The 25,097-nt window shown below is 73.0% G+C and carries 26 protein-coding genes; 14 read left to right on the forward strand and 12 right to left on the reverse strand.

The genetic code is table 11. The annotated features are described in order from the left end of the window. Positions 1–69: 69 nt before the first annotated feature. The 3 genes from BSL84_RS21945 to BSL84_RS21955 form a co-directional block, all read right to left on the reverse strand. Positions 70–1,230 carry an Mrp/NBP35 family ATP-binding protein gene (locus BSL84_RS21945; protein ID WP_045322631.1) on the reverse strand — a complete coding sequence of 387 codons (1,161 nt, stop codon included), beginning with the start codon at positions 1,228–1,230 and terminating at the stop codon, positions 70–72. A gap of 42 nt (positions 1,231–1,272) precedes the next feature. After that, positions 1,273–1,824, reverse strand: a complete 552-nt coding sequence (locus BSL84_RS21950; RefSeq protein WP_030027058.1) for a DUF1003 domain-containing protein — start codon at positions 1,822–1,824, stop codon at positions 1,273–1,275. A 118-nt stretch (positions 1,825–1,942) separates the two neighbouring features. Further along, positions 1,943–3,214, reverse strand: a complete 1,272-nt coding sequence (locus BSL84_RS21955) for a magnesium transporter MgtE N-terminal domain-containing protein (protein WP_030027059.1) — start codon at positions 3,212–3,214, stop codon at positions 1,943–1,945. 187 nt (positions 3,215–3,401) lie between these two features. On the opposite strand from BSL84_RS21955, the gene BSL84_RS21960 reads away from it, so the two are divergent. After that, positions 3,402–4,193, forward strand: a complete 792-nt coding sequence (locus BSL84_RS21960) for a hypothetical protein (protein WP_234363495.1) — start codon at positions 3,402–3,404, stop codon at positions 4,191–4,193. Between the two features lie 84 nt (positions 4,194–4,277). Then, a complete protein-coding gene (locus tag BSL84_RS21965; RefSeq protein ID WP_075970971.1) occupies positions 4,278–4,832 on the forward strand; it encodes a hypothetical protein in 555 nt (184 codons plus the stop codon). Positions 4,833–4,882: 50 nt separating this feature from the next. Here BSL84_RS21965 and BSL84_RS21970 read toward each other — a convergent pair whose 3' ends face one another. Together BSL84_RS21970 and BSL84_RS21975 are read right to left on the reverse strand one after the other, a co-directional pair. After that, complete coding sequence (locus tag BSL84_RS21970) at positions 4,883–5,398, reverse strand: hypothetical protein (protein WP_075970972.1); 516 nt, start codon at positions 5,396–5,398, stop codon at positions 4,883–4,885. Positions 5,399–5,429: 31 nt separating this feature from the next. After that, positions 5,430–6,545 carry a magnesium and cobalt transport protein CorA gene (locus BSL84_RS21975; protein WP_030027063.1) on the reverse strand — a complete coding sequence of 372 codons (1,116 nt, stop codon included), beginning with the start codon at positions 6,543–6,545 and terminating at the stop codon, positions 5,430–5,432. Between the two features lie 376 nt (positions 6,546–6,921). Here BSL84_RS21975 and BSL84_RS21980 point away from each other — a divergent pair, with 376 nt between their 5' ends. The 4 genes from BSL84_RS21980 to BSL84_RS21995 all read left to right on the forward strand — a co-directional run bounded on the left by BSL84_RS21980 (position 6,922) and on the right by BSL84_RS21995 (position 9,841). Further along, positions 6,922–7,506, forward strand: coding sequence for a suppressor of fused domain protein (locus tag BSL84_RS21980; protein WP_030027064.1), 585 nt, complete (start codon positions 6,922–6,924; stop codon positions 7,504–7,506). Between the two features lie 60 nt (positions 7,507–7,566). Further along, positions 7,567–8,211: a DUF6758 family protein gene (locus BSL84_RS21985; RefSeq protein WP_030027065.1), complete on the forward strand. Its 645-nt coding sequence runs from the start codon at positions 7,567–7,569 to the stop codon at positions 8,209–8,211. 85 nt (positions 8,212–8,296) lie between these two features. After that, entirely contained in the window at positions 8,297–9,160 is an 864-nt protein-coding gene (locus BSL84_RS21990; protein ID WP_045322633.1) for a PHP domain-containing protein, read from the forward strand. A gap of 75 nt (positions 9,161–9,235) precedes the next feature. Further along, complete coding sequence (locus tag BSL84_RS21995) at positions 9,236–9,841, forward strand: MarC family protein (RefSeq protein ID WP_045322634.1); 606 nt, start codon at positions 9,236–9,238, stop codon at positions 9,839–9,841. An 88-nt stretch (positions 9,842–9,929) separates the two neighbouring features. On the opposite strand, the gene BSL84_RS36590 is transcribed toward BSL84_RS21995, so the two are convergent. The 3 genes from BSL84_RS36590 to BSL84_RS22005 form a co-directional block, all read right to left on the reverse strand. Next, entirely contained in the window at positions 9,930–10,082 is a 153-nt protein-coding gene (locus tag BSL84_RS36590) for a hypothetical protein (protein ID WP_183067205.1), read from the reverse strand. A gap of 96 nt (positions 10,083–10,178) precedes the next feature. Beyond that, the gene (locus BSL84_RS22000) at positions 10,179–11,036 is read right to left on the reverse strand and encodes an alpha/beta fold hydrolase (protein ID WP_075970973.1); all 858 of its coding nucleotides are present in this window, start codon (positions 11,034–11,036) and stop codon (positions 10,179–10,181) included. A gap of 102 nt (positions 11,037–11,138) precedes the next feature. Continuing rightward, a complete protein-coding gene (locus BSL84_RS22005) occupies positions 11,139–13,196 on the reverse strand; it encodes a DEAD/DEAH box helicase (RefSeq protein WP_075970974.1) in 2,058 nt (685 codons plus the stop codon). Between the two features lie 447 nt (positions 13,197–13,643). On the opposite strand from BSL84_RS22005, the gene BSL84_RS22010 reads away from it, so the two are divergent. Then, positions 13,644–14,402, forward strand: coding sequence for a ferritin-like fold-containing protein (locus BSL84_RS22010; RefSeq protein WP_030029457.1), 759 nt, complete (start codon positions 13,644–13,646; stop codon positions 14,400–14,402). A 125-nt stretch (positions 14,403–14,527) separates the two neighbouring features. Here BSL84_RS22010 and BSL84_RS22015 read toward each other — a convergent pair whose 3' ends face one another. From BSL84_RS22015 to BSL84_RS22030, 4 genes are all read right to left on the reverse strand, one after another. Further along, complete coding sequence (locus BSL84_RS22015) at positions 14,528–14,830, reverse strand: hypothetical protein (RefSeq protein WP_030029458.1); 303 nt, start codon at positions 14,828–14,830, stop codon at positions 14,528–14,530. A 122-nt stretch (positions 14,831–14,952) separates the two neighbouring features. After that, positions 14,953–15,180, reverse strand: a complete 228-nt coding sequence (locus tag BSL84_RS22020; RefSeq protein ID WP_030029459.1) for a DUF3107 domain-containing protein — start codon at positions 15,178–15,180, stop codon at positions 14,953–14,955. 140 nt (positions 15,181–15,320) lie between these two features. Beyond that, positions 15,321–15,959, reverse strand: a complete 639-nt coding sequence (locus BSL84_RS22025) for a TetR/AcrR family transcriptional regulator (RefSeq protein ID WP_030029460.1) — start codon at positions 15,957–15,959, stop codon at positions 15,321–15,323. Between the two features lie 149 nt (positions 15,960–16,108). Next, a complete protein-coding gene (locus tag BSL84_RS22030; RefSeq protein WP_045322637.1) occupies positions 16,109–16,324 on the reverse strand; it encodes a hypothetical protein in 216 nt (71 codons plus the stop codon). A 141-nt stretch (positions 16,325–16,465) separates the two neighbouring features. Here BSL84_RS22030 and BSL84_RS22035 point away from each other — a divergent pair, with 141 nt between their 5' ends. The 7 genes from BSL84_RS22035 to moeZ all read left to right on the forward strand — a co-directional run bounded on the left by BSL84_RS22035 (position 16,466) and on the right by moeZ (position 25,041). Next, entirely contained in the window at positions 16,466–17,461 is a 996-nt protein-coding gene (locus BSL84_RS22035; protein WP_075970975.1) for an alpha/beta fold hydrolase, read from the forward strand. Between the two features lie 6 nt (positions 17,462–17,467). Beyond that, complete coding sequence (locus BSL84_RS22040; RefSeq protein WP_079273263.1) at positions 17,468–19,051, forward strand: DUF3152 domain-containing protein; 1,584 nt, start codon at positions 17,468–17,470, stop codon at positions 19,049–19,051. Between the two features lie 295 nt (positions 19,052–19,346). Next, the gene (locus BSL84_RS22045) at positions 19,347–20,969 is read left to right on the forward strand and encodes a DUF3492 domain-containing protein (RefSeq protein ID WP_030031688.1); all 1,623 of its coding nucleotides are present in this window, start codon (positions 19,347–19,349) and stop codon (positions 20,967–20,969) included. Further along, complete coding sequence (locus tag BSL84_RS36175; protein ID WP_045322640.1) at positions 20,966–21,865, forward strand: hypothetical protein; 900 nt, start codon at positions 20,966–20,968, stop codon at positions 21,863–21,865. The genes BSL84_RS22045 and BSL84_RS36175 overlap by 4 nt, the downstream gene beginning before the upstream one ends. 177 nt (positions 21,866–22,042) lie before the next feature. After that, positions 22,043–23,056: an NAD-dependent epimerase/dehydratase gene (locus tag BSL84_RS22055; protein ID WP_075970976.1), complete on the forward strand. Its 1,014-nt coding sequence runs from the start codon at positions 22,043–22,045 to the stop codon at positions 23,054–23,056. Then, positions 23,044–23,799 carry a spherulation-specific family 4 protein gene (locus BSL84_RS22060; RefSeq protein ID WP_030030076.1) on the forward strand — a complete coding sequence of 252 codons (756 nt, stop codon included), beginning with the start codon at positions 23,044–23,046 and terminating at the stop codon, positions 23,797–23,799. Before BSL84_RS22055 ends, BSL84_RS22060 begins: the two co-directional genes overlap by 13 nt. Positions 23,800–23,862: 63 nt before the next feature. Beyond that, a complete protein-coding gene (gene moeZ, locus BSL84_RS22065; protein ID WP_030030075.1) occupies positions 23,863–25,041 on the forward strand; it encodes an adenylyltransferase/sulfurtransferase MoeZ in 1,179 nt (392 codons plus the stop codon). Positions 25,042–25,097 lie beyond the last annotated feature (56 nt).

Consider the following 25,097-nt stretch of genomic DNA (forward strand, 5'->3'; position numbering starts at 1 on the left):
ACGGAGAAGGGCACCGCCGGCCGGCGGTGCCCTTCTCCTCGCGAAGCGGTGACCAGTACGTGTCGCGCCCTAGAACTTGTTGCGCGGGGTGATGCCCAGCGACATGCCCGACAGGCCGCGTGCCCGGCCGCCCAGCTTGCCCGCGATCGCGCGCAGGGCCGCACCGGCCGGCGAGTCCGGGTCGGACAGGACGACGGGCTTGCCCTCGTCGCCGCCCTCGCGCAGCCGGACGTCGATCGGGATCTGGCCCAGCACCGGCACCGTCGCGCCGACCGTCTTGGTCAGCCCGTCGGCGACCTTCTGGCCGCCGCCGGAGCCGAAGACGTCCACCATCTCGTCGCAGTGCGGGCACGGCAGGCCCGACATGTTCTCGACGACGCCGACGATCTTCTGATGGGTCTGCACGGCGATCGAGCCGGCCCGCTCGGCCACCTCCGCCGCGGCCTGCTGCGGGGTGGTGACCACCAGGATCTCGGCGTTCGGCACAAGCTGCGCCACCGAGATCGCGATGTCGCCCGTACCGGGCGGCAGGTCCAGCAGCAGCACGTCCAGGTCGCCCCAGAAGACGTCGGCCAGGAACTGCTGGAGGGCCCGGTGCAGCATCGGCCCGCGCCACACGACCGGAGCGTTGCCCGGGGTGAACATGCCGATGGAGATGACCTTCACGCCGTTCGCGGACGGCGGCATGATCATGTTCTCGACCTGGGTGGGCCGGCCGTCCACGCCCAGCATGCGCGGCACGCTGTGGCCGTAGATGTCCGCGTCGACCACGCCGACCTTCAGGCCGTCCGCCGCCATCGCCGCGGCCAGGTTCACCGTGACCGACGACTTGCCGACGCCGCCCTTGCCGGAGGCGACCGCGTACACGCGGGTCAGCGAACCCGGCTTGGCGAAGGGCACCTCGCGCTCGGCGGTCCCGCCGCGCAGCGTGGCCGCCAGGTCCTTGCGCTGCTCGTCGCTCATCACGTCGAGGGACACGGCGACGGAGGTGACGCCCGCGACCTTCTCGACGGCCTCGGTGACGTTCTTGGTGATGGTCTCGCGCATGGGGCAGCCCGACACCGTGAGGTAGACCGTGACGGCGACCGCGCCGCCGTCGCCGATCTCCACCGATTTGACCATGCCGAGCTCGGTGATCGGCCGGTGGATCTCGGGGTCGTTCACCGTCGCCAGAGCGTCCAGGATCGCGTCCTGCTCAGGCACGGCGGCGGAGCTTGTGTCGGTAGCCATGCCCCGATGGTACGGCTCGGTAGCACGCCTCAGGAAAGCCCGTCAGCGGTCGCCTTCATCACGTTCCGCCGGGAATAGACGGCGCTCGTCCATCTCCTTGATCAGGTCCTGGAACTCCGACCTGATCCAGTCGCGGGTGGCGACCTCGCCCAGACCCATCCGCAGCGCCGCGATCTCCCGCGTCAGGTACTCCGTGTCGGCGATGGACCGCTCGTTCTGCTTGCGGTCCTGCTCGTGGGTGACCCGGTCGCGGTCGTCCTGCCGGTTCTGCGCCAGCAGGATCAGCGGGGCGGCGTAGGAGGCCTGGAGCGACAGCATCAGGGTCAGGAAGATGAAGGGGTACTTGTCGAAGCGCAGGTCGTCGGGCGCGAAGACGTTCCACAGCACCCACACGATGATGACCAGCGTCATCCAGACGATGAACCGGCCCGTGCCCAGGAACCGGGCCACCCGCTCGGACAGCCGCCCGAAGGCCTCCGGATCGTATTCGGGCAGCAGGGACCGGCGCGGCGCCCGCGGCAGGTCCAGCCGGACCCTCGGACGCGCCAGCGCGCTCGACCCGGCCGGGGAGGACTTCCCCGCCCGTTCGGCCAGACGTTCCGCCGCGTCCGACGCATGCCCGTGCTCGCGCCCCGCGTGCTGCCGCGCCTGTTCGCGCCGCTCCCGGATCTGCTCCCGGCGCCGCTCGCGGCCCTGCTCGCCGCGCCCCCGCTCACTGGCCACGCAGCGCCTCCTCGGAATGGAAGTCCGTCTCACGCCAGTCGTCCGGCAGGAGGTGGTCCAGTACGTCGTCGACCGTCACCGCCCCCAGCAGCGATCCGCCCTCGTCGACCACCGGCACCGCGACCATGTTGTAGGCGGCCAGGTGCGTGGTCACCGCCGGCAGCGAGGCGTCGGGCCGCAGCGGCGGCAGGTCGGTGTCCACGATCGAGCTGACCAGGGTGAACGGAGGATCCCGCAGCAGCCGCTGGAAGTGCACCGTACCCAGGTACTTGCCCGTCGGCGTCTCGTCCGGCGGCCGGCACACGTACACCTGCGCCGCCAGCGCCGGCGACAGGTCCGCCTGCCGTACCCGGGCCAGCGCGTCCGCGACCGTCGCGTCCGGGCGCAGCACGATCGGCTCGGTCGTCATCAGACCGCCGGCGGTGTTCTCCTCGTAGGACAGCAGGCGGCGCACGTCGGCCGCGTCGTCGGGCCGCATCAGCGTCAGCAGCCGCTCCTTGTCGTCCTCCGGCAGCTCGGAGAGCAGGTCGGCGGCGTCGTCGGGGTCCATCGCCTCCAGGACGTCGGCGGCGCGTTCCTCCTTGAGCTTGCCGAGGATCTCCACCTGCTCGTCCTCGGGCAGCTCCTCCAGGACGTCCGCGAGCCGGTCGTCGTCGAGGGCGTTGGCCACCTCGGCGCGCCGCTTCGGCGTCAGGTGGTGGAGCACGTTCGCCACGTCGGCGGGGCGCATCTGCTCGAAGGTGGCGACGAGGTTCTCGGCGCCCTGTCCGTGCTCCTCCAGTGAGAAGCCCGTCACGGCCGACCACTCCACGGTCAGGGCCTCGCCGCGCCGGCGCAGCGCCCCCGACTTGCCCTTGCGTACGAAGATCCGGTCGATCTCCCAGTCCCGGCGGGCCGGCAGCTGCTGGATGGCCACGTCCAGGACGGTGACCTCCTCGCCGCTGGCGACGAGCGTCACCCGCCGGTCCAGCAGCTCGCCCAGGACCAGGCGTTCGGTGGGTCGCTGCTCGAAGCGCCGCATGTTGATCACGCCGGTGGTGATGACCTGGCCGGACTCGACACCGGTGACCCGGGTCATCGGCAGGAAGACCCGCCGCCGGCTGACCACCTCGACCACCAGGCCCAGCAGCCGGGGCGGGCGGCCGCCGACCCGGAGCATCGCGACGAGGTCGCGGACCCGGCCGACCTGGTCGCCGTTGGGATCGAAGACGGGCACACCCGACAGATGCGAGACGAAGATCCGCGGGGCGCCTGCAGCCATCCGAGCGCCTCCTCCAGCGTCTGTCGACAGTCGTGCCGCCCCTCAGGCTAGCCCGTGCCCGGGGAAAGCGTCCTGGTGGGCAGGTCCGCCCGGGGCCCGGCGGAGGGCGGGGAGCGGTCGCGGGCCGCGACACGCGGGCGGGTACGCTGCCTGCTGGCCGCAGACGACCGACGAGAGGCACCTGCCCGTGACCGCCTACTTCCCCGCCGCGCGGCTGCGCCGGGCGGCCGTCATCGGTGCGCTGTGCGCGGGCCTCGCCGTGACCGGTACGGGCTGTGGGGACGACCCGGACGAGGGCACGAACGGCGTCGGCAAGCTGTCCGCCGACAAGATCGAGGCGAAGGCGAAGGCGGCCGCGACCGAAGCCGAATCGGTGCACCTGTCCGGCACGCTGGTCAGCGGCGGCAAGTCCTTCACCTTGGACATGCGCCTGAAGTCGGACGGCGGCTCCGGCGAGGTGAAGTCGAAGGAGGACACCTTCCAGCTGCTGCGGGTGGGCGAACAGCTCTACCTGAAGGCCAGCGCGGCGTTCTGGGGCCAGTCCGACTCGGCCGGCAAGCTCGGCGACAAGTACGTGAAGGTTCCCGAGGGCGACCCCTCCTACAAGCAGTTCCGCGGCTTCACCGACATGGACGTCCTGCTCGACGGGCTGCTGGGCCTGGAGGGCAAGCTCGCCAAGGGCTCCTACACCAAGGTCGGCAGCACCCGCGCGGTCCAGGTCACCGCCGACGAGGGCAAGGGGGGCAAGCTCTCGGTATCCTTGGAGGGCACCCCGTACCCGCTGCTCATGGAGCGCGCCGGGGGTGCCGGCCGGGTGGAACTCGCGGAATGGGGCAAGCCGTTCCAGCTCGATCCGCCCGCGCAGGACCAGACGGTCGACTACGGCAGCCAGTTGCCGACGACCAAGGGGGAGGGCGGCGAGCCCGCCCCGGCCCCCTCCAAGGGCTCGGGCCAGGGGGCGAACCCCACCAAGCCCTGAGCCGCCCCGACCCCCGCGAAGCGCCTTCGGCCTGCCGGCGGGGCGACAGGGCGCGCAGGCCGCCCCACCACAGCGGGAGGAATCGTGACCCGCAAGATCAGGAAGAACTCCGTCCGCCTCTGCATCGCGGCGATCGCGGCGTCGGCCGCCGCGGCCGGGGGAGGCGCCTTAGGGGGTGTCCCCGCCGCGACGGCGACCGCGCCGTTCAGCACCGGGGTGAACTCCGCCCCGTTCGTCGAGGACCCGGGCGGGGACGAGGGCACGGAGCCCCCGGGAGAGCCCGACGCGCAGAGGGTCCGGACGGCTGAGCCGACCGAGCCGCCCGAAGAACCCTCTCCGGAGCCGACCGAGCCGCCCGAAGAACCCTCTCCGGAGCCGACCGAGCCGAACGAGCCGAACGAGCCGACGGAGCCCTCGCCGGAGCCTGAGGAGCCACCGACGGAGCCGCCTTCGCCGGATCCGACCGAGCCGCCTGAGGAGCCGCCGCCGGATCCGACCGAGCCGCCGGATCCGACCGAGCCGCCCGAGGAGCCGCCGCCGGATCCCGACGATCCCCCGTTCGACATCCCCACGAAGGCCCCGCCGAACCCCTACGAGCAGCAGGACCCCCCTGAGGAGGATTCCAGCGGAGAGGAGTGACGCGTACCGCGACGGCCGGCCGGGACACGGAGAGGTGCGCCGGACACCCCCTAACCCCGGGCGGCCTTCCTCCGCTTGAGCAGAAGCTTCGGCAGGGCCGCCGGCACCGGCCTGCGGGTCGTCGCCGGGGAGCCGAGCGGCGCCGCGGCCAGTGAGCCGTCGGGCAGCCCGGACCGCACCGATTCCGGCTCCAGCCTGAGCAGTCGGCACTCCCGGGCCCACCGCTCGGTCATGGCCTCCGAGTCGGGCGCGTTCAGCCGCTTGCCCTTGAGCTCCGCCACGGCCGCCTGCCACTGCTCGCCGCGGGGCGGGAGCTCGCGTACGGTCGCCGTCCAGGCCACCAGGCGGCCGCCCTTGTCCTTGCTCCGCACGGTCACCTCGGCGCTCGCGCCGTCCGCCAGCCCCGGGAACGGCTGTTCGCCGGGCCCGTCGCCCAGTACGTGCGCGGCGCCGTCCACCCAGGCGTGCCACAACGCGCGGTCGGCCCCGGCGCCGCGGACCCAGATCAGGCCGGACTTCTTGGTGGCCTCCTCGACGAGGGCCAGGTCGAGCGTGCTGAGAGTCATGCGCACAGGGTAGGGGGTCGCTGCGCGGCCCCTACAGCCAGCCGTTGCGGCGCAGCGCCCGGTGGATGGTGAAGCAGGCGCCGAAGATCGTCGCCATCACCATCGGGTAGCCGTACTCCCAGCGGAGCTCGGGCATGTGGTCGAAGTTCATCCCGTACACCCCGCAGATCATCGTCGGCACGGCGATGATGGCCGCCCAGGAGGTGATCTTGCGCATGTCCTCGTTCTGGGCGACCGTCGCCTGCGCGAGGTTGGCCTGCAGGATCGAGTTCAGGAGTTCGTCGAAGCCCACCACCTGCTCGTGCACCCGCGCGAGGTGGTCGGCCACGTCCCGGAAGTACTTCTGGATGTCCGGGTCCACCAGCCTCATCGGCCGCTCGCTCAGCAGCTCCATCGGCCGCAGCAGCGGCGAGACCGCCCGCTTGAACTCCAGCACCTCGCGCTTGAGCTGGTAGATCCGGCCCGCGTCGCCGCCGCGCGCGCGGCCCTTGGCGGGGGCAGCGAAGACCTCGCTCTCCACCTCGTCGATGTCGTCCTGCATCGCCGCCGCGACCGCGATGTAGCCGTCGACGACGTGGTCGGCGATGGAGTGCAGGACGGAGGAGGGCCCCTTGGACAGCAGCTCCGGGTCGTCCTGGAGGCGGTGGCGCAGTCCCTTGAGGGAGCCCTGGCCGCCGTGCCGGACGGTGATGACGAAGTCGGGGCCGGTGAAGCACATCACCTCGCCCGTCTCCACCACCTCGCTGGTGGGGGTCAGTTCGGCGTGCTCCACGTAGTGGATCGTCTTGAAGACGGTGAAGAGGGTGTCGTCGTAGCGCTCCAGCTTCGGCCGCTGGTGCGCGTGCACCGCGTCCTCCACGGCCAGCGGGTGCAGCCCGAAGGTGGCGGCGATCCCCGCGAACTCGGCCTCCGTCGGCTCGTGCAGGCCGATCCAGGCGAAGCCGCCGTCCTCGCGGACCCGGCGGATCGCCTCACGGGGCGTCAGACACGCCGGGCCCAGCACCCGGCGGCCGTCGCGGTACACGGCGCAGTCGACCACCGCGCTGCTCGCCGACGGGTCGCGGGTCGCGTCGTAGCCGGGCTGTACGGGGGTGGACTTGCGCAGGGACGGGCGTACGGCCGCACGCAGGTAGGGCAGCATCGACATGGCAGGCTCCTTCGCACGCACGGCTGCGGACCGTACGGGTGGGAGACCCTCCGGCACGCGGGGCGGGCAGGCCCGGACAGGCGGGAGGGAACAGGACGGGAGGACAACGTTCTGCCGTCGCTCTTCTACTGATCAGAAGATCACAGAGGGCGGGAAGCGCCCGCCGGAGAAGCGGAAGAGCGATTGGTACTGCACGATCGACTTCGGTCCATCGCAGCCCCACCTCCTCCGGCCGGTCCCCCGTGGGGGAGGTCCTGTCTCCGGAGCCTTGAAACAACGCTTCTGCGTGCGGCCCCGAACAGCTGTCAACACTATCAGCCGACGGATGGTCAAGACCCGCCCTTTACCCGTCTCATACGAGTTCTATGCTCGCTGCATGGCAGAAATTCTGGCCCTCGTGGAGGCCCGGCTGCGTACCGCGTTCGGTGAACCCGACGCCCGCGCCGCCGTCACCTTCCTGGGCACCGACCGCATCGAGGTACTCCGTTTCGCCGAGGGCGACCTCCTGCGGTACGCGACCCTCGGCATGTCCGCGAACCCGATGACCGATCCGACCGCCGTGGTCGCCGACCCCGTGCGCGGCCCGCGCGCCGAACTGGTGCTCACCGTACGGGCGGGGCTGGCCGACACCGACAAACTGCTCAGGCCGCTCGCGGTGATGGCCGCCTCCCCGCAGGTCGAGGGGCTGGTCGTGGCCCCGGGCGCCTCGCTGGACGTGGGCGGGCCGCTGTGGGAGGGGGCGCCGTTCAGCTCCGTCCTGGTGGCCGAGCCGGGCGGTCTGGTCGAGGACCTGGAGCTCGACGAGCCCATGGACCCGGTGCGGTTCCTGCCGCTGCTGCCGATGACGGCGAACGAGGCGGCGTGGAAGCGGGTCCACGGCGCGGCCGCGCTCCAGGAGCGCTGGCTCGCGCGCGGGACGGACCTGCGGGACCCTCTGCGTAGCGCTGTCGCACTGGACTGACAGCCCGGACGGGTGACCGCGCCTTGACTGGCGGCCGGGCGGGGAGGAGCGTGGCTACCTATGAGGGGTGAACCAACTTGCCCGAAGTGCGGTGGCCGGGTCAGGGCGCCCGGACTCTTCTCCGACTCCTGGCAGTGCGCGGTGCACGGCGCCGTCCACCCCCTGCAGCCCGTCATCCCGCCGAGCGTGGAGGGCCTGGGCGTGGTCGTGCACCGCGCGCGGGTGCCCGTGTGGATGCCGTGGCCGCTGCCGCTGGGGTGGCTGTTCACCGGAGTGGCGTCCGCCGGTGACGACCGCAGCGGGGGCAGGGCGACGGTGGTCGCCTGCTCGGGTCCCGGACCGGTGGGCGGCATGGGCGAGCTGCTGCTGATCGCGGAGGAGCTGGGCGTCGGGCTGGGCGCGCGGTACGCGGGGATCGACGGTCTCGATCCGGGCCCGTCCATCGACATGGCCGGGCCGCCCCACACCAAGGTGGTCGCGGCGGGCCGGCCGACACCGCTGTGGAACGTGGCCGGAGCGCCGGACGACCGGGCCGTCTTCGCCGGCGAGGCGCGCGGCCTGTGGCTGTGGGCGATCGTGTGGCCGCAGCAGTCGGGCCTCCTGCTGTACGACGAGCTGGTCCTGACCGACCTGCGCGAGGGGGGCGCCGAGGTCGAGCTCCTGCCGTGCGGGGCGCTGAGCCCGCGCATCCTGGGCCCGGCGTAGACCGCCAACCGGGCGGAAGGGGGCCCTACGCCCGGTTATCCTGGAGTGTCCTCCCGCCCGTACGTACGACCCATGGAGCCCCGCTGTGCGCATCGACCTGCACGCGCACTCCACGGCGTCCGACGGTACGGACACCCCCGCCGAGCTGGTGCGCAACGCCGCCGCTGCCGGGCTGGACGTGGTCGCGCTGACCGACCACGACACCGTCGGCGGGTACGGCGAGGCCCTTGCGGCGCTTCCCGCCGGACTGACGCTGGTGACCGGTGCGGAGCTGTCCTGCCGGCTCGACGGGATCGGCGTCCACATGCTCGCCTACCTCTTCGACCCCGAGGAGCCCGAGCTCGCCCGTGAGCGGGAACTCGTCCGGGACGACCGGGTCCCGAGGGCCCGGACCATGGTCGGCAAGCTCCAGGACCTCGGCGTGGACGTCACCTGGGAGCAGGTGGCGCGGATCGCCGGGGACGGCTCGGTCGGACGGCCCCACATCGCCACCGCCCTCGTCGAGCTGGGCGTCGTGCCCACCGTCTCGGACGCCTTCACGCCGGACTGGCTCGCCGACGGCGGCCGGGCGTACGCCGAGAAGCACGAACTCGACCCCTTCGACGCCGTACGCCTGGTCAAGGCGGCCGGCGGTGTCACCGTCTTCGCGCACCCCGCCGCCGTCAAGCGCGGCCGGTGCGTGCCGGAGTCCGCGATAGCCGCGCTGGCGGCGGCGGGCCTGGACGGCATCGAGGTGGACCACATGGACCACGACGCCGACACCCGTGCGCGGCTGCGCGGCCTGGCGGCGGACCTCGGGCTGCTCACCACCGGTTCCAGCGACTACCACGGCAGCCGCAAGACCTGCCGTCTCGGCGAGCACACGACCGACCCCGAGATCTACGGCGAGATCACACGCCGTGCGACCGGGGCCTTCCCCGTGCCCGGCGCGGGCGGACGCGAGCGCTGACCGGCCGCGCTGCGGCCCGCTCCACCCCTCCCCACCTCTTCTTCGCGACACCCCTCTCTCCTGCAAGGCATCACTGTGTTCGACTTCGCCGTCTTCGGATCCCTTTTTCTCACCCTTTTTGTGATTATGGACCCGCCGGGCATCACGCCGATCTTCCTGGCGCTGACCTCCGGCCGTCCCGTCAAGGTGCAGCGCCGCATGGCCTGGCAGGCCGTCTGCGTGGCCTTCGGCGTCATCGCGGTCTTCGGCGTCTGCGGTCAGCAGATCCTCGACTACCTGCACGTCTCCGTCCCGGCGCTGATGATCGCCGGCGGCCTGCTGCTCCTGCTGATCGCGCTCGACCTGCTCACCGGCAAGACCGACGAGCCCAAGCAGACCAAGGACGTGAACGTCGCCCTGGTCCCGCTCGGCATGCCGCTGCTGGCCGGACCCGGTGCGATCGTCTCGGTCATCCTGGCCGTGCAGAAGGCCGACGGGGCGGCCGGCCAGGTATCGGTCTGGGCCGCGATCATCGCCATGCACGCCGTGCTCTGGGTCACCATGCGCTACTCGCTGGTGATCATCCGGGTCATCAAGGACGGCGGTGTGGTCCTCGTGACCCGCCTCGCCGGCATGATGCTCTCGGCGATCGCCGTCCAGCAGATCATCAACGGCGTGCTCCAGGTGGTCCAGGGCGCCTGACCGCCCCCGCCGCCCGCCCGTCTGCACGTACGCGAACGCCCCCGCACCGGTTCGGTGCGGGGGCGTGGACGTTTCGCGCGGGGGAGCGTCAGGAAGACGCGCTCTCGGCCGGTCGGATCAGGATGCGCTGGCCGATCGACGCGGCCTGCTGCACGATCCGGTTGACGGAGGCCGCGTCCACGACGGTGCTGTCCACGGCGGTCCCGTCGACATCGTCCAGGCGCAGAATCTCGAAGCGCACGGGGCTTCTCCCTTCGTCAGTGTTCTCCTTGCACTGTGTCAACGAAGTGTAAGCCGCAATCATTCCCTACGCTAAGGAAATTTTTTCACTGGCTAACTACACCGGGGTGGTGGAGTCCCAGAACGAGGCCAGCGCGGCAGCCGTGGTCGCCGGGTCCTCGGCGTTCGGAGAGTGCTCGGTCCCCGGTACGACCACCCGCCGCGCGCCCAGCCGCTCGGCCATCGCGTCCAGCAGCGGCACCGGCCACGCGTAGTCCACGGACCCCGACAGCACCAGCTTCGGCAGGGCGATCCGGCTGAGCTCGTCCACCCGGTCGGGCTCGCAGATCAACGCCCGGCCCGTGACGATCAACTGCTCGGGCACCGTGGCCAGCCACCGCTCGCGCAGGAAGTCCGTCAGCTCGGGGGAGTCCCGGGCCGCGTCCTCGGGATCGTGCGCCCGCATCGCCGCCCAGATGCCCGGCATGTCGTCGCCCATCGCCTCCAGCGCGGCGACCAGCAGCTTCGTCCTCGCCTGCTGCTCCTCGGCGATGGCCGCCGGACCGCTGCTCAGCAGCGTCAGCGAGGCGAAGGGCGCCGGGTCGCGCAGTACGGCGGCCCGCGAGATCAGCCCGCCGAGCGAGTGGCCGACCAGGTGCACGGGACCCGCGCCCAGGGCCCGTACCTGCGCGAGGAGGTCGCGCGCCAGCTCCTCCAGGCCGTACGGCGACTCCTCGCGCGGACCGGGCGTCTCGTACTGGCCGCGCCCGTCGACGGCGACCACCCGGTAGCCGGCGGCGGCCAACGGCTCCAGCAGGGCGATGAAGTCCTCCTTGCTGCCCGTGAAGCCCGGGACCAGCAGGGCCGTACCCCGGACCGGCTCGCCGGCCTCGTGCACGGCGAAGGCACCGCGGTCGGTGGAGAGGCGGTACGCACGGGCGGCGGACGGCAGCGTAAGGCGCGGGGGCTTGCTCATGGCCCGAGGTTACCGGCCCGTAGCCCACGGCGCCGCCCGGGTACGCGGACGGCCCCGGCCTCCTCCGAAGGGGGCCGGGGCCGTCGGTGCTGTGCTGTGCTCCTACGCCTCCGGAGCGGCCGCGGCCTTGCGGGTGCGGGTCCGCTTCGGCTTGGCCGGGGCCTCCTCGGCCACGGCGGCGGCCTCCACGGCCGGAGCGGCGGCTGCGGCCTTGCGGGTGCGGGTCCGCTTCGGCTTGGCCGGGGCGTCCTCCGCTGCCGCGACGGTCTCGGCGGCCTCCACGACCGGAGCGGCCGCGGCCTTGCGGGTGCGGGTCCGCTTCGGCTTCGCCGGAGCCTCCTCGACAACGGCCACGGCAGCGGTCTCGGCCGCCGCGGCCTCGGCGACCGGGGTCACCGGAGCGGCCGTCGCCTTGCGGGTGCGCCGCGCCCTGACGGGCTCGACGGGCGGAGCCATCTGGAAGTCCGGCTCGGGGGCCGACGCCACGACCCGGCGCGGACGGCGCGCCCGCACGGGAGCCGGCTCGACGAGCGGAGCCATCTGGAAGTCCGGCTCCGGGGCGCTCTCCACGGCCTTGCGGACGCGGGCACGCCGCGGCTTGACCGGGGCCTCCTCGGCGACCGGGGCCACCGGAGCGGCCGCGGGAGCCGCGGCCACGACGGCCTCGACCACCGGAGCCTCGGCGACCGCCGGCGGGGCGGACTGCACCGGCACCGCACCCACACGGGTCCGGCGGCGGCGCGGCCTGCGCGGCTCGTCACCCGCGGCCGGCGCCTGCGGGGCCTCGGCCACCGGGGAGGCGGCCGAAGAGACCGCCTGCTCGGCGCCGACCTCGGACCCGCCCCGCGTACGGCGGCGCTGCCGCGGCGTACGCGTACGGGCCGGACGCTCCTCGGTCACCGTCGAAGCCTGCGCGGAGCGGCCGCCACGGCCACCGCGGCCGCCGGTCTCGCCCAGGTCTTCGAGCTCCTCGGCCTTCAGGCCGGCCCGCGTGCGCTCGGCGCGCGGCAGGATGCCCTTGGTGCCGGCCGGGATGTTCAGCTCCTCGAACAGGTGCGGCGACGTGGAGTACGTCTCGACCGGGTCGTGGAAGTCCAGCTCCAGCGCCTTGTTGATCAGCTGCCAGCGCGGGATGTCGTCCCAGTCGACCAGGGTGACGGCGGTGCCCTTGTTGCCCGCGCGGCCGGTACGGCCCACACGGTGCAGGAAGGTCTTCTCGTCCTCGGGCGTCTGGTAGTTGATGACGTGGGTCACACCCTCGACGTCGATGCCGCGCGCGGCGACGTCGGTGCACACCAGCACGTCGACCTTGCCGTTGCGGAACGCGCGCAGGGCCTGCTCACGGGCGCCCTGGCCCAGGTCGCCGTGGACGGCGCCGGACGCGAAGCCGCGCCGCTCCAGCTGCTCGGCGATGTCGGCCGCCGTGCGCTTGGTACGGCAGAAGATCATGGCGAGCCCGCGGCCCTCGGCCTGCAGGATGCGGGAGACCAGCTCCGGCTTGTCCATGTTGTGCGCACGGAAGACGTGCTGCGTGATGTTGGCGACGGTCGCGCCCTCGCCGTCCTCGGAGACGGCGCGGATGTGCGTCGGCTGCGTCATGTACCGGCGGGCCAGGCCGATGACCGCGCCCGGCATGGTCGCCGAGAACAGCATCGTCTGACGCTTGGCGGGCAGGTAGGCCATGATCTTCTCGACGTCGGGCAGGAAGCCCAGGTCGAGCATCTCGTCGGCCTCGTCCAGGACGAGCGCGCGGACGCGCGACAGGTCGAGCTTGCGCTGGCCGGCCAGGTCCAGCAGACGGCCGGGCGTGCCGACGATCACGTCGACGCCCTTGTTCAGGGCCTCGACCTGCGGCTCGTAGGCGCGGCCGCCGTATATGGCCAGGACGCGGACGTTGCGGACCTTGCCGGCGGTGAGCAGGTCGTTGGTCACCTGGGTGCACAGCTCGCGGGTCGGAACCACCACGAGGGCCTGCGGGGCGTCGGTCAGCTGGTCGGGCGTGGCCCGGCCGGCCTCGACGTCCGCGGGGACGACGACCCGCTCCAGCAGGGGAAGGCCGAAACCGAGCGTCTTGCCGGTTCCGGTCTTGGCCTGGCCGATGACGTCCGTGCCGGAAAGGGCGACGGGGAGGGTCATCTCCTGGATCGGGAAGGGGGACACGATGCCGACGGCCTCAAGGGCTTCGGCCGTCTCGGGAAAGATCCCGAGGTCTCGGAACGTAGTCAGGGTGCTGCCTCTTCTGTGAGACGCGGCGCGAGGCGGCGAGGGGGGTCCTACCGTGCTGTGCTTGCAGTACTGCCACGTACGAAGCTGCGCGGGACCACTGGCCTTCGCTCAAGCGCATCTGCCGCTGAGGGGGCCCCTCGTGGGAGGCGGTACGCATGGACGTACGCACCACACCGAGGGCGGTCGGTTGGAGCCGATCGGGCCACCGACCGGGCATCCTCATTCGGATGGCCCGCCGAGTATTCGGCAGGCGCATTACCACTGTACCCCGGAATCGCGCAGGTGTGTCGGGTGAATTCACCGGGGAGGTGGGTTTAGGTGGACAGGCTATGAGCAGACGTGGTGACTTGAGACGCCATTCGGCGGGCTATTGTGCGGAGCATGCCGACCGTAGAAAACGCCTCGCCCGCCGACGACAGCACCCCCGCCGAAGCCACGGGGATCGCCTCGCAGGACTGGGCGACCGCATCTGCCTCGCCGCAGTACCGGGCCGCCGTCGTCGACCTGCTCGGCGCGCTCGCGTACGGAGAGCTCGCGGCCTTCGAGCGCCTCGCGGAGGACGCGAAGCTCGCGCCCACCCTGGACGACAAGGCCGAGCTCGCCGCGATGGCCTCCGCCGAGTTCCACCACTTCGAGCAGCTCCGGGACCGCCTCGCCAAGATCGAGGTCGAGCCCACCGCCGCCATGCAGCCCTTCGCCCAGGGAGTCGACGACTTCCACCGCCAGACCGCCCCGTCGGACTGGCTGGAGGGCCTGGTCAAGGCGTACGTCGGCGACTCCATCGCCAGTGACTTCTACCGCGAGGTCGCTTCCCACCTGGACACCGACACCCGTGCCCTCGTGCTCGGTGTCCTCGACGACACCGGCCACGGCAACTTCGCCGTCGAGAAGGTGCGCGCCGCGATCGAGGCCGACCCGCGCTGCGGCGGCCGGCTCGCGCTGTGGGCCCGCCGCCTGATGGGCGAGGCCCTCTCGCAGGCCCAGCGCGTGGTCGCCGAGCGCGACGCGCTCTCGACCATGCTGGTCGGCGGCGTCGACGGGATGGCGGCGGGCTTCGACCTCGCGGCCGTCGGCGAGATGTTCACCCGGATCACCAAGGCGCACACCAAGCGGATGGCGGCCCTCGGCCTCGCCGCCTGATCTGACGGTCCGTACGACGATCGGCCCCGGCGCGCCGTGTGCGCGCCGGGGCCGACGTACGTCATCCGGGAAGTCGGCCGCACGGCCCGGTTCAGGGGCCCGGCCTCACGACCCGGCGTCAGGGGTCACCCCCGCGACGGAAGCGAAAACGGAGTCCTGTGGGGACGCCTGCGGGGCCCGCGGGCCGGACGGAGCAGCAGGGACAGCACCACGGCCGACACCAGCACCGCACCGACGAAGGTCGCCATCAGGGTGTAGTGCCCCGGGCCCAGCGCGAAGTGGGTGAGATAGGCGCCGAACAGCGCCCCCAGCACCCCGCTGGCCAGCACCGTCCGCCGGGAGGGAAGCCGGGGCGCGAGCACTCGGACGGCTGCGGCGGACAGGCCGAGGCCCAACAGCGCGGAGCCGAGCACTTCCAACAGCACCATGAGGTCTCTCCCATACGTCAGGGCAAACCGGGTCACTGCGGTCCTACCCGAAGCGGAAGAAAGGGAAACGACCCGGCGGAATCAACCACCGGGCCGTTTCGGACAGTTCCCCAGAGAGCTTCTCAGAGCGCTCCGAAACCGACCTTGCGTGCGGTCGGCTCGCCCAGGTCGACGTACGACAGGCGGTCGGACGGCACCAGGACCTTGCGGCCCTTGCTGTCGGTGAGGCTCAGCAGCGGCTCGTTGCCGGACAGCGCGGCGCTGACGATGCTCTCCAGCTCCTCGGCGCTCAGGTCGCTCTCCAGCACGATCTCCCGGGGTGCGTGCTGCACGCCGATCTTGACCTCCACGGCTTTGTCCCTCCGACGATCCGGTTCGCGCGATCAGCCGCGCCGTACGCGGTCCACATTAGCCCGGAGAGGGGATGCGGACCGCGCAGAGCGGACACGCTGGCAGCGAACACCGTGAGGGCCGCGCGGGCGGCCGCCGGTCAGGATTCCGCGCCGTGCAGCGGGAAACCGGCGATGCCGCGCCAGGCGAGCGAGGTCAGCAGGCCGACCGCCGTGTCACGGGCGACCGGGCTCTCGCTGGAGAGCCAGTAGCGGGCCACGACCTGGGAGACCCCGCCCAGGCCCACGGCCAGCAGCATCGACTCGTCCTTGGACAGGCCGGTGTCCTCGGCGATGACGTCGGAGATGGCCTCCGCGCACTGGAGCGAGACGCGGTCCACCCGCTCGCGCACCGCGGGCTCGTTCGTCAGGTCGGACTCGAAGACCAGCCGGAAGGCGCCGCCCTCGTCCTCCACGTACGCGAAGTAGGCGTCCATCGTGGCGGCCACGCGCAGCTTGTTGTCCGTCGTCGACGCCAGCGCGGTGCGCACGGCCAGCAGCAGCGCCTCGCAGTGCTGGTCCAGCAGGGCCAGGTACAGGTCGAGCTTGCCGGGGAAGTGCTGGTAGAGCACCGGCTTGCTCACGCCGGCGCGCTCGGCGATGTCGTCCATCGCGGCCGCGTGGTAACCCTGGGCGACGAAGACCTCCTGGGCCGCGCCCAGCAGCTGGTTGCGCCGGGCTCGGCGCGGCAGTCGCGTGCCCCGCGGACGCGCTGCCTCGGTCTGCTCGATGGCTGTCACGCCGCCTCCCACTTTCTCGTCAGAACACAGGCGCCTTGCGCCGCGCCGCCATCGTACTTTTCGGTAACCGAATCTGGGGGGTCGAAGCCGAGTTTTCTCGCGGTACGGACGGCCCGGAGGCGCTGGTCAGGGGTCGGTCGACGATCCGGTCAGCGGTAGTCGTCCTCGTCCAGCCGCACCACCCGCGCCTGCTCGGCGGCGTCGCCGTCGGCGGCCTGCCCCGCCGGGCGGCCGCTCTCGGGGTCGTCGTCGCCCGGCTGCAGATCGGCCTGCTGTTCGGCCACGTCCGCCTCGGGCGCCTCAGGATCGAGGGATTCCGGATACCGCTCCCGGAAGGTGTCCGGCTCCGCAGGGTCGACAGTCATCGCCGCTCCCCTCGCTTCCTTGTGTCACTTACGAGCCTAGGAGGATCAGGGAGGCTCCGCTATGCGGATGCGAGGATCCGCGATCAGACTGTGACCGCGAACACAACAAGTGGAACGTGATCCTCTCGTAACATTGCCCGCATGTCTTCGACCGAGCTGCCGGGCGTGCGGTCCACCCCCGAACTGTCCTCCCCCGCGGGAGCGGTCCGGGTGGCCGACGGAGAGCAGCTGCGCACCGCCGTGCTTCCCGGGCTGGAATTGGCCGTCCGGGCGCGCCCGCCCCAGCGCGCAGGCCTGCCGCCCGCGCTCTTCGTGCACGGTCTGGGCGGCTCCTCGCAGAACTGGTCGGCGCTCATGGAGCAGTTGGCGGACACCGTCGACGGCGAGGCTGTGGACCTGCCCGGCTTCGGCTGGTCCCCGCCGCCCGCCGACCGCGACTACTCCGTCACCGGTTTCGCCCGGGCCGTCATCCGCCACCTGGACGCCGCGGGACGCGGCCCCGTCCACCTCTTCGGCAACTCCCTCGGCGGAGCCGTCTCCACCCGGGTCGCGGCCGTCCGCCCCGACCTCGTGCGCACCCTGACGCTCGTCTCGCCGGCCCTTCCCGAGCTGCGCGTGCAGCGGTCGGCCGTACCGACCGCGCTCCTGGCGCTGCCCGGGGTGGCCGCCCTCTTCAGCCGGATGACCCAGGGCCTCACCGCAGAGCAGCGCACCCGGGGAGTGACGGAGCTCTGCTACGGAGACCCCTCCCGGGTGACTCCCGAGGGGTTCCGCAACGCCGTGGAGGAGATGGAGCGCCGGATGGCCCTCCCCTACTTCTGGGACGCGATGACCCGCACGTCACGCGGCATCGTCGACGCCTACACCCTCGGCGGCCAGCACGGACTGTGGCGCCAGGCACAGCGGGTGCTCGCCCCGTCCCTGCTCGTCTACGGTGGCCGGGACCAGCTGATCTCGTACCGTATGGCGCACAAGGCAGCCGCCGCCTTCCGGGGCTCGCGGCTGCTGTGCCTGCCCGAGGCCGGGCACGTGGCGATGATGGAGTACCCCGAGGTGGTGGCCGCCGCCTTCACGGAGCTGCTGCGCGACACCGGCGCGGGGGCTGCGGACCGGGACACCGAAGACGGCAGGGGCTGAGCGGTCGTGGGACGACACAGTCGAAAATCCGGGGCGCCCGCTCCGGAGTCAGCTCCGGCGCAGGCGCCCGCCGCCGCGCGCCAGCAGGCGCAGCCGGATCCCGCCGGATACGGGGATCCGTACGCGTACGACGCCTTCGGGAACGTCGTCCACGAAAGCGACGCGTTCGGGTACGGCACCCCCGGGAACGACTCCTTCGGGAACGGCTCCTACGCGAACGACTCCTTCGGGAACGGCTCCTACGCGAACGACCCCTACGGGAGCGATGCCTACGGCAACGGCGACCCGTTCGCCGGGTGGCCCGAATCGACCGTCACCCACCAGGGCTACGTGCCGCAGGACGTCCCCGCCGCCGACACGCGCACCGGCGGCCACCCCCAGCAGTACGAACCCGGCGGCGCCTGGGGCGCCCGGTCCGACTCCGGCTCCGTGTACGGGGACTGGCGCGGGGTGCCGCGCCCGCGTACGGAGGCACCCGCGGCCGGAGCACCCGCGGCCGGGACGGCGGCCCACGCCGCGCCCCCGGACACCGGCACCCCGCCCTTCGGCACGCCCGCCGCGGGCTTCCCGCGGGTCACGTACGAAGAGGCCGCGCCCGGCCCCCTCACCTCCACCGGCTCGCACCGCCGGGTGCCCGGCCCGCGGAGGCCGGTCGACCCCGTCGTGGAGTCGCCCGCCCCCTCGGCCGAGGCCGAGGTCCGGTTCGAGCCCGAGCGTGAGGCCGACCCCGAGTCCGGCTCCGGCCGCGGCCGTAAGGTCCGTGCGTACACCGGCATGGCCGCCGCCGCGGTCACCACCGTCCTCGCGGTGGTCGTCGCGGGCCAGGGGTACCTCGACGGCGACACCGACGAGGCCAGGGCCGGCGCGCCCGCCGCCACCGGGAAGGACCGCAGCGACCCGGCCGCCTCCCGCTCCGACGGCCGGCCCACCCCGAACGGCGGCGTGGCCGCGCCCGTGGCGCCGTCCGCCCCGGCGGCCGCGCCCGAGCTGACGTACGAGCAGCAGATGGCGGCGCAGCTGCCCCTGGACCCGAAGCTCGCCGGGCCCGGGACCTTCGACACCGTGCCCGGCGTGGCCAAGGGCCCCGGCAAGGGCAAGGTCGTGCGCTACCGGGTCGACGTCGAACAGGGCCTGGGCCTGGACGCCCAGCTCTTCGCGGAGGCCGTCCACCGCACCCTCAACGACGACCGCAGCTGGGGCCACGGCGGCACGAAGTCCTTCGAACGGGTACCGGGCGAGGAGGCCGACTTCGTGATCACCCTCGCCAGCCCCGGCACCACCGGCGTCTGGTGCGCCAAGTCCGGCCTCGACACCGTCGTCGGCAACGTCTCCTGCGACTCGGCGAAGACCGAGCGGGTGATGATCAACGCCTTCCGCTGGGCCCAGGGCTCCGAGACCTACGGCCCGGACCAGATGTTCGCCTACCGCCAGATGCTCATCAACCACGAGGTGGGCCACCGGCTCGGCCACGGCCATGTCAACTGCCGCACCCCGGGCGCGCTCGCCCCGGTCATGCAGCAGCAGACCAAGTCCCTCAACGTCGACGGCATCCCGTGCAAGGCCAACCCCTGGGCGTTCCCGGAGAGCTGACGCCCCGCCCGGCGGATGGGGCGCGGCCTGTTCCGGTTTCGGGCCGCGGCCGCGCCCGCCGCATGCCGTACACCGCGTCAAGAGCCCCTGGCCGCCGCCCGGTTCGGCCCGTTCCGAGGCCGTACTTCTAGCGTGCTCGAACGCGAACCGTACGGGAAAGTTACGACTCTTCACCCCTTCCGGTGGCGCGACGGACAACCGTCCGCCGAGCCCTCGGCATATCCGCTTGAGTTCTCCCGCGGCGGGTCGCCTGACCGACGGCGACCGCCTGGACGGGAGATCGGGGGTGCCACTCGTGCGGATCGGACTGCTCACGGAAGGTGGTTATCCGTATGCGACGGGCGAGGCCAGGCTGTGGTGCGACCGGCTCGTGCGCGGACTCCCGCAGCACGAGTTCGAGCTCTACGCGCTGAGCCGCAGCGCCGAACAGGAGCGCGACCGGGTCCCGCTGCCCGAGCACGTCACCCGCGTCCGCACGGCTCCCCTGTGGGCCCCCGCCGACGACGGGCGGACCTACTGCCGGCGCGAACGCCGACGGTTCGCGGACTGCTTCACGGAACTGGTCCACGGCATCTGCGCCGGCGCCCCCGACCCCTTCGCGGCCGGACTGTACGGACTCGCCGGACTCGCCCGGGAACAGGGCGGGCTGTACGCGGCACTGCGCTCCGAGTCCGCGGTGCGCGCCCTGGAGACCGCCTGCCGGGCCCCCGGCGCGCCCCGCCCCGTACAGGCGGCCCGCGTCGCCGACCTGCTGGAGTTCGCCGACGCACTGGAGGGCATGCTGCGGCCGCTGTCCCTCGACTGGTACGAGGACGACGCCCCCGGCGACGGCCTCGGCGCGGTCGACGTGTGCCACGCGGCCGCCGGCGGGGTGGCGGCCCTCCCCGGCCTGCTGGCCAAACGCTTCTTCGGAGTCCCGCTGCTGGTCACCGAATACGGGGTCCAGCTACGCGCCCACTACCTGGCCCACCTCGGCGGCGTCGGTGCGGCGGAGCCGCCCCGGCCCGCCGTACGCGCCCTGCTCGCCGCCTTCCACCTGCGGCTGGCCACCGAGATCTACGCCCGCGCCGACTTCCTCACCCCCGGCAACGCCCACGCCCGGCGCTGGCAGGAGCGCTGCGGCGCCACCCGCGACCGGCTGCGGACGGTCTACCCGGGAATGGAGGCGGACCGATTCACCTCCGTCGGGGAGTCCGCCGACCGCGGGGACCCCGACACCCTGGTGTGGGTCGGCCGGGTGGAGCCCGCCAAGGACATCGTCGCCCTGCTGCACGCCTTCGCCGAGGTCCGCAGGGCCGAGCCGCGCACCCGGCTGCGGATCTTCGCCACGGCCGCGGACCCCGGCTACCTCGCCGACTGCCGCTCCCTCGCCGCACAGCTCTTCCCCGACGAGGCCGCCGACCGCGTCACCGTCGGGGAGAACCCGGTGGCATTCGAGGAGATCGGCGGACCGGAGGCCCCGTCCGCGGCCGAGGCGTACGGCGCCGGGCGCGTCGTCGTGCTCTCCTCCGTGATCGAGGGCTTCCCCGTCACCCTGGCCGAGGCGATGCTCTGCGGACGCGCCACCGTCTCCACCGACGTCGGAGCGGTCTGCGAGGTCATCGGCGGCACCGGGCTCGTCGTCCCGCCCCGCAACCCGCGGGCGCTCGCCGAGGCCTGCCTGTCCCTGCTCGGGGACGCCGAGCGGGCCGAACGCCTCGGAGCCGCCGCACGGGCGCGCGCCCTGGAGCTGTTCACCGTCGAGCAGAACGTCGCCGCCTTCCAGGAGATCTACCTGCGGCTGCTGGCCAAGGGCTCCGAACGGCCCGACGGCGGTGTCCTCTTCGCCCGGCCCCCGGAGGCGCGGGTGCCCGGCCACTGGACCAGCCCGACCTGGGCCAAGCCCGTACCGGACCCGACCCCGGAGGCCGCCGTATGACCACCGCCGATCCCGACACCGCAGCCCCGCCGCCCGCCGGTAAGGCGCGCCGGAGGGCCGCCGGAGACCCGGTCAAGACCCTGCTGCACCGGCACCGCGAGCTGTGCGAGCGGGCCGTGGACCCCCTGGAGATCGCCGCCGGGCTGGAGGCACACGGCATCACCGACCGCACCGCCGCCCGCTTCCGGCACCGGGACGTCTTCTCCCTCGCCGAGGAGCTGTACGCCCGCAGCCCGCGCGGCGAGGCGCCCGCCGCCGCCAGCGCCACGGCCCCGGCCGGGCCCTCCGCCTACCGCGCCCTCGGCTGCGCGCTGCTCCCCGGGGCCCTCGCCGCCGGCGCGGCCGCCGCCGGCCAGCCGTGGGCCGGGCCCGCCGCCGTGGCCGCAACCGCCGCCGCCCTGGTGTGGCCGGGGCGGGCCGCCGGGGGCCGCCGCCCCTGGCTCGCCCACCTGCTCGCAGCCGCCGTCGCCGGCTGGGCCGTCCACCGGCACGGCACCGCCCTCGCGGTCTGCCTCGCGCTGGCCGTCGCCCCCGGGCACCTGCTCGCCGCCGCATTCGCCGCCGGAGCGCGGGCCCGGCTCGACGGGAGCCGCGCCCTGGAGGACTTCGCCGACCGGGCCCGACCCCTGCTGCTCACGGCTGTCGCCGCCTTCACCGCGGCCGCGGCCGCCGCTGCCGCGCTCGCCGGAGCACCGCTGCCCGCTGCCGTGCCGCTCGCCCTGCTCCTCTTCCTGACCCGGCTCCTGCTGCGGCACGGATCGCGCCGCGGCCCCGTCGCCGCCGCACTCGCGCTCGCCCTGATCCCGGTCCCGGCGGCGGCCCCCGCCGCCGCGGCCGCACTCCTCGTCCACGCCGTCCTCGCCCTGTCCCGCGCATCCGCGCACGCGAGGGCATGACGCCCCCCGGGTCCACCACAGCCCCCGGCGGGTGTCCTGCCCCCGGGTGCCGACCCCGATGTCCTGCCCGCGGGAGCCGACGCCGAGGCGCAACTCCTGTACCCCGCCCCGTCCATTCATCCGTCCGCAAGGAGAAACAGACATGACCGGCCAGCCAACCGACCAAGGGGTCTCGCGATGAGGGTGCTGCTGATCGGAGCCAACGGATACCTCGGACGCTACGTCGCCGACCGGCTGCTCGCCGACCCCGCGGTCCAGCTCACCGCCCTCGGCCGCGGCGACGACGCCGACGTCCGCTTCGACCTCGCCACCGGCAGCCCCGGAGCGCTCACCCGCTTCCTCGACGCCGTCCACCCGGGCGTCGTCATCAACTGCGCCGGAGCGACCCGGGGCGGGGCCCGCGAGCTCACCCGGCACAACACCGTCGCGGTCGCGACCATCTGCGAGTCGCTGCGCCGCAGCGGCTGCGGGGCCCGGCTCGTCCAGCTCGGCTGCGCCGCCGAGTACGGGCCCAGCCAGCCGGGATCCTCCACGGCCGAGGACGCCGTGCCGAGACCCGGCGGGCCGTACGGCGTCAGCAAGCTGGCCGCCACCGAACTGGTACTGGGCTCCGGGCTGGACGCCGTCGTGCTGCGGATCTTCTCGCCCGTCGGCCCGGGCACCCCCGCCGGGTCCCCGCTCGGCCGGCTCGCCGAGGCGATGCGCCGCGCGATGCAGTCCGGCGACGGCGAGCTCAAGCTCAGCGGGCTCGGCGTGCAGCGCGACTTCGTCGACGTCCGGGACGTGGCGCGGGCCGTGCACGCCGCGTCCCTGTCCGCCGCCCAGGGCGTGGTCAACATCGGCACCGGCCGTGCCGTCCGGCTGCGGGACGCGGCCGCCGTCCTGGCCCGGGTCGCCGGGTACGCAGGAGCCCTCCACGAGATCGACGTACCGCACGGCGGAGCCCAGCAGGCGCACGGGCACCCCGGCCGCCCGTCGGCGGGGCTCACCTCCATCGGGTCCCCCCGCTCCGAGGCCACCGCTGAGCAGCTCGCCGCCACGGCCCCCCAGCCGTACCCGTACCCCGACGGCTGCGGGGCCTGGCAGCAGGCCGACGTCCGTACCGCGCGGGACCGGCTCGGCTGGCGGCCCCGGATCAACCTGGAGGAGTCCCTGGCGGACATCTGGATGGAGGCGGCGTGCCGCATCTGACCACTCCGCCGGGGGCACTGGCGGCGGCCGCGACCGGGGCCGGCCGCCTCGGCCTGGGCACCCCCGGCTACGCGCACCCGCTGTTGGCCCCCGTGGAATGGGCCGAGCTGACCCGCCCCGGCACCCCACTGCACTGGGCCGTGCTGAACGTCGCCGACGGCCCCGGCGGGCGGCCCGATCCACACTGCACGGAAGCGGCCGCGAAGCTGCGCGCCGCGGGCGGCACGGTCCTCGGCCATCTCGCGATGCGGGACGGGGCACGGTCCTTCGGCGAGCTGGTCTGCGACGCCCACCGCTTCCGGGACTGGTACGGGGTCGACGGCTTCTACCTGGCCGGTGCCCCGGCCGGCAGGGCGGAGCTGGCCTCGGTGCGTCGCGTGGCCGACTCCCTGCGCGGCCTCGGGGAGGACCTGCGGATCGTGCTCGGGCACGGCACGCACCCCTGCGAGGGCTACGCGGACGCCGCCGACCAGCTGGTCACCTTCTCCGGGGCGTGGGCGGACTACCGCTGGTCGCAGGTGGCGGAGTGGACCGCCGAGTACCCGCCGGAGCGCTTCTGCCACCTGGTCCACGGGGTGCCGCGCACGCACCTGGAGGAGGCGATGCGGATCGCGCGCTGGCAGGGGGCGGGAACCATCTGGTTCACCGACCGCACCGCTGTCGCGGATCGCGACCCGTGGGCCTCCCTGCCCGGCTACTGGGACGAAATCGTCTCACGTATCGGAACAGGTGTCTTGGAATGAAGACGGGCGTGGCAGTGTTACGGAGAGAACCACCGTTAAGTCGTAACCATCTACGGAGTCCCCGTGTCGCTGCCACCCCTGGTCGAGCCGGCTGCTGAGCTCACCGTTGACGAGGTCCGTCGGTACTCCCGCCACCTGATCATCCCCGACGTCGGGATGGACGGCCAGAAGCGCCTGAAGAACGCGAAGGTGCTGGCCGTGGGCGCGGGCGGCCTCGGCTCGCCCGCCCTCATGTACCTGGCCGCGGCCGGCGTCGGCACGCTGGGCATCGTGGAGTTCGACGAGGTCGACGAGTCGAACCTGCAGCGCCAGATCATCCACAGCCAGTCGGACATCGGCCGTTCCAAGGCCGAGTCCGCCCGCGACAGCGTGCTGGGCATCAACCCGTACGTGAACGTGGTCCTTCACGAAGAGCGGCTTGAGGCCGAGAACGTGATGGAGATCTTCAGCCAGTACGACCTCATCGTCGACGGCACGGACAACTTCGCCACGCGCTACCTCGTCAACGACGCCTGCGTGCTGCTGAACAAGCCGTACGTCTGGGGCTCGATCTACCGCTTCGACGGCCAGGCCTCGGTCTTCTGGTCCGAGCACGGCCCGTGCTACCGCTGCCTCTACCCGGAGCCCCCGCCGCCGGGCATGGTCCCGAGCTGCGCCGAGGGCGGCGTACTGGGCGTGCTCTGCGCGTCCATCGGCTCCATCCAGGTCACCGAGGCCATCAAGGTCCTCACCGGCGTCGGCGAGCCGCTGGTCGGCCGCCTGATGATCTACGACGCCCTGGAGATGCAGTACCGCCAGGTCAAGGTCCGCAAGGACCCCGACTGCGCGGTCTGCGGTCCGAACGCCACCGTCAAGGAGCTCATCGACTACGAGGCCTTCTGCGGCGTCGTGTCGGAGGAGGCCCAGGAGGCGGCCGCCGGCTCCACGATCACTCCGAAGCAGCTCAAGGAGTGGATCGACACCGACGAGCCGATCGAGATCATCGACGTCCGCGAGGTCAACGAGTACGAGATCGTCTCGATCCCCGGCGCGAAGCTGATCCCCAAGGGCGAGTTCCTGATGGGCACGGCCCTGCAGGACCTGCCGCAGGACAAGCGCATCGTCTTGCATTGCAAGACGGGTGTCCGCAGTGCGGAAGTCCTCGCGGTCCTGAAGTCCGCGGGCTTCGCGGACGCGGTGCACGTCGGCGGCGGCGTCATCGGCTGGGTCCACCAGGTCGAGCCCGAGAAGCCGGTCTACTGATCGTCAGGCCGTCAGGCCGTCAGGCCGTCAGGTCGTTTGAAGAAGGGGCCGTGCCC

Source organism: Streptomyces sp. TN58 (assembly GCF_001941845.1).
Taxonomy (GTDB): Bacteria; Actinomycetota; Actinomycetes; order Streptomycetales; family Streptomycetaceae; genus Streptomyces.

Coding starts and splice junctions, on each gene's coding strand:
- BSL84_RS21975 (WP_030027063.1), bottom strand. CDS start 6,545: ATGTCGATGCTGCCCTACCTGCGTGCGGCCGTACGCCCGTCCCTGCGC.
- BSL84_RS21955 (WP_030027059.1), bottom strand. CDS start 3,214: ATGGCTGCAGGCGCCCCGCGGATCTTCGTCTCGCATCTGTCGGGTGTG.
- BSL84_RS21945 (WP_045322631.1), bottom strand. CDS start 1,230: ATGGCTACCGACACAAGCTCCGCCGCCGTGCCTGAGCAGGACGCGATC.
- BSL84_RS21970 (WP_075970972.1), bottom strand. CDS start 5,398: ATGACTCTCAGCACGCTCGACCTGGCCCTCGTCGAGGAGGCCACCAAG.
- BSL84_RS22015 (WP_030029458.1), bottom strand. CDS start 14,830: ATGGTGCTGTTGGAAGTGCTCGGCTCCGCGCTGTTGGGCCTCGGCCTG.
- BSL84_RS22000 (WP_075970973.1), bottom strand. CDS start 11,036: ATGAGCAAGCCCCCGCGCCTTACGCTGCCGTCCGCCGCCCGTGCGTAC.
- BSL84_RS22055 (WP_075970976.1), top strand. CDS start 22,043: ATGAGGGTGCTGCTGATCGGAGCCAACGGATACCTCGGACGCTACGTC.
- BSL84_RS22010 (WP_030029457.1), top strand. CDS start 13,644: ATGCCGACCGTAGAAAACGCCTCGCCCGCCGACGACAGCACCCCCGCC.
- BSL84_RS36175 (WP_045322640.1), top strand. CDS start 20,966: ATGACCACCGCCGATCCCGACACCGCAGCCCCGCCGCCCGCCGGTAAG.
- BSL84_RS21980 (WP_030027064.1), top strand. CDS start 6,922: ATGGCAGAAATTCTGGCCCTCGTGGAGGCCCGGCTGCGTACCGCGTTC.
- BSL84_RS22030 (WP_045322637.1), bottom strand. CDS start 16,324: ATGACTGTCGACCCTGCGGAGCCGGACACCTTCCGGGAGCGGTATCCG.
- BSL84_RS22035 (WP_075970975.1), top strand. CDS start 16,466: ATGTCTTCGACCGAGCTGCCGGGCGTGCGGTCCACCCCCGAACTGTCC.
- BSL84_RS21985 (WP_030027065.1), top strand. CDS start 7,567: ATGAGGGGTGAACCAACTTGCCCGAAGTGCGGTGGCCGGGTCAGGGCG.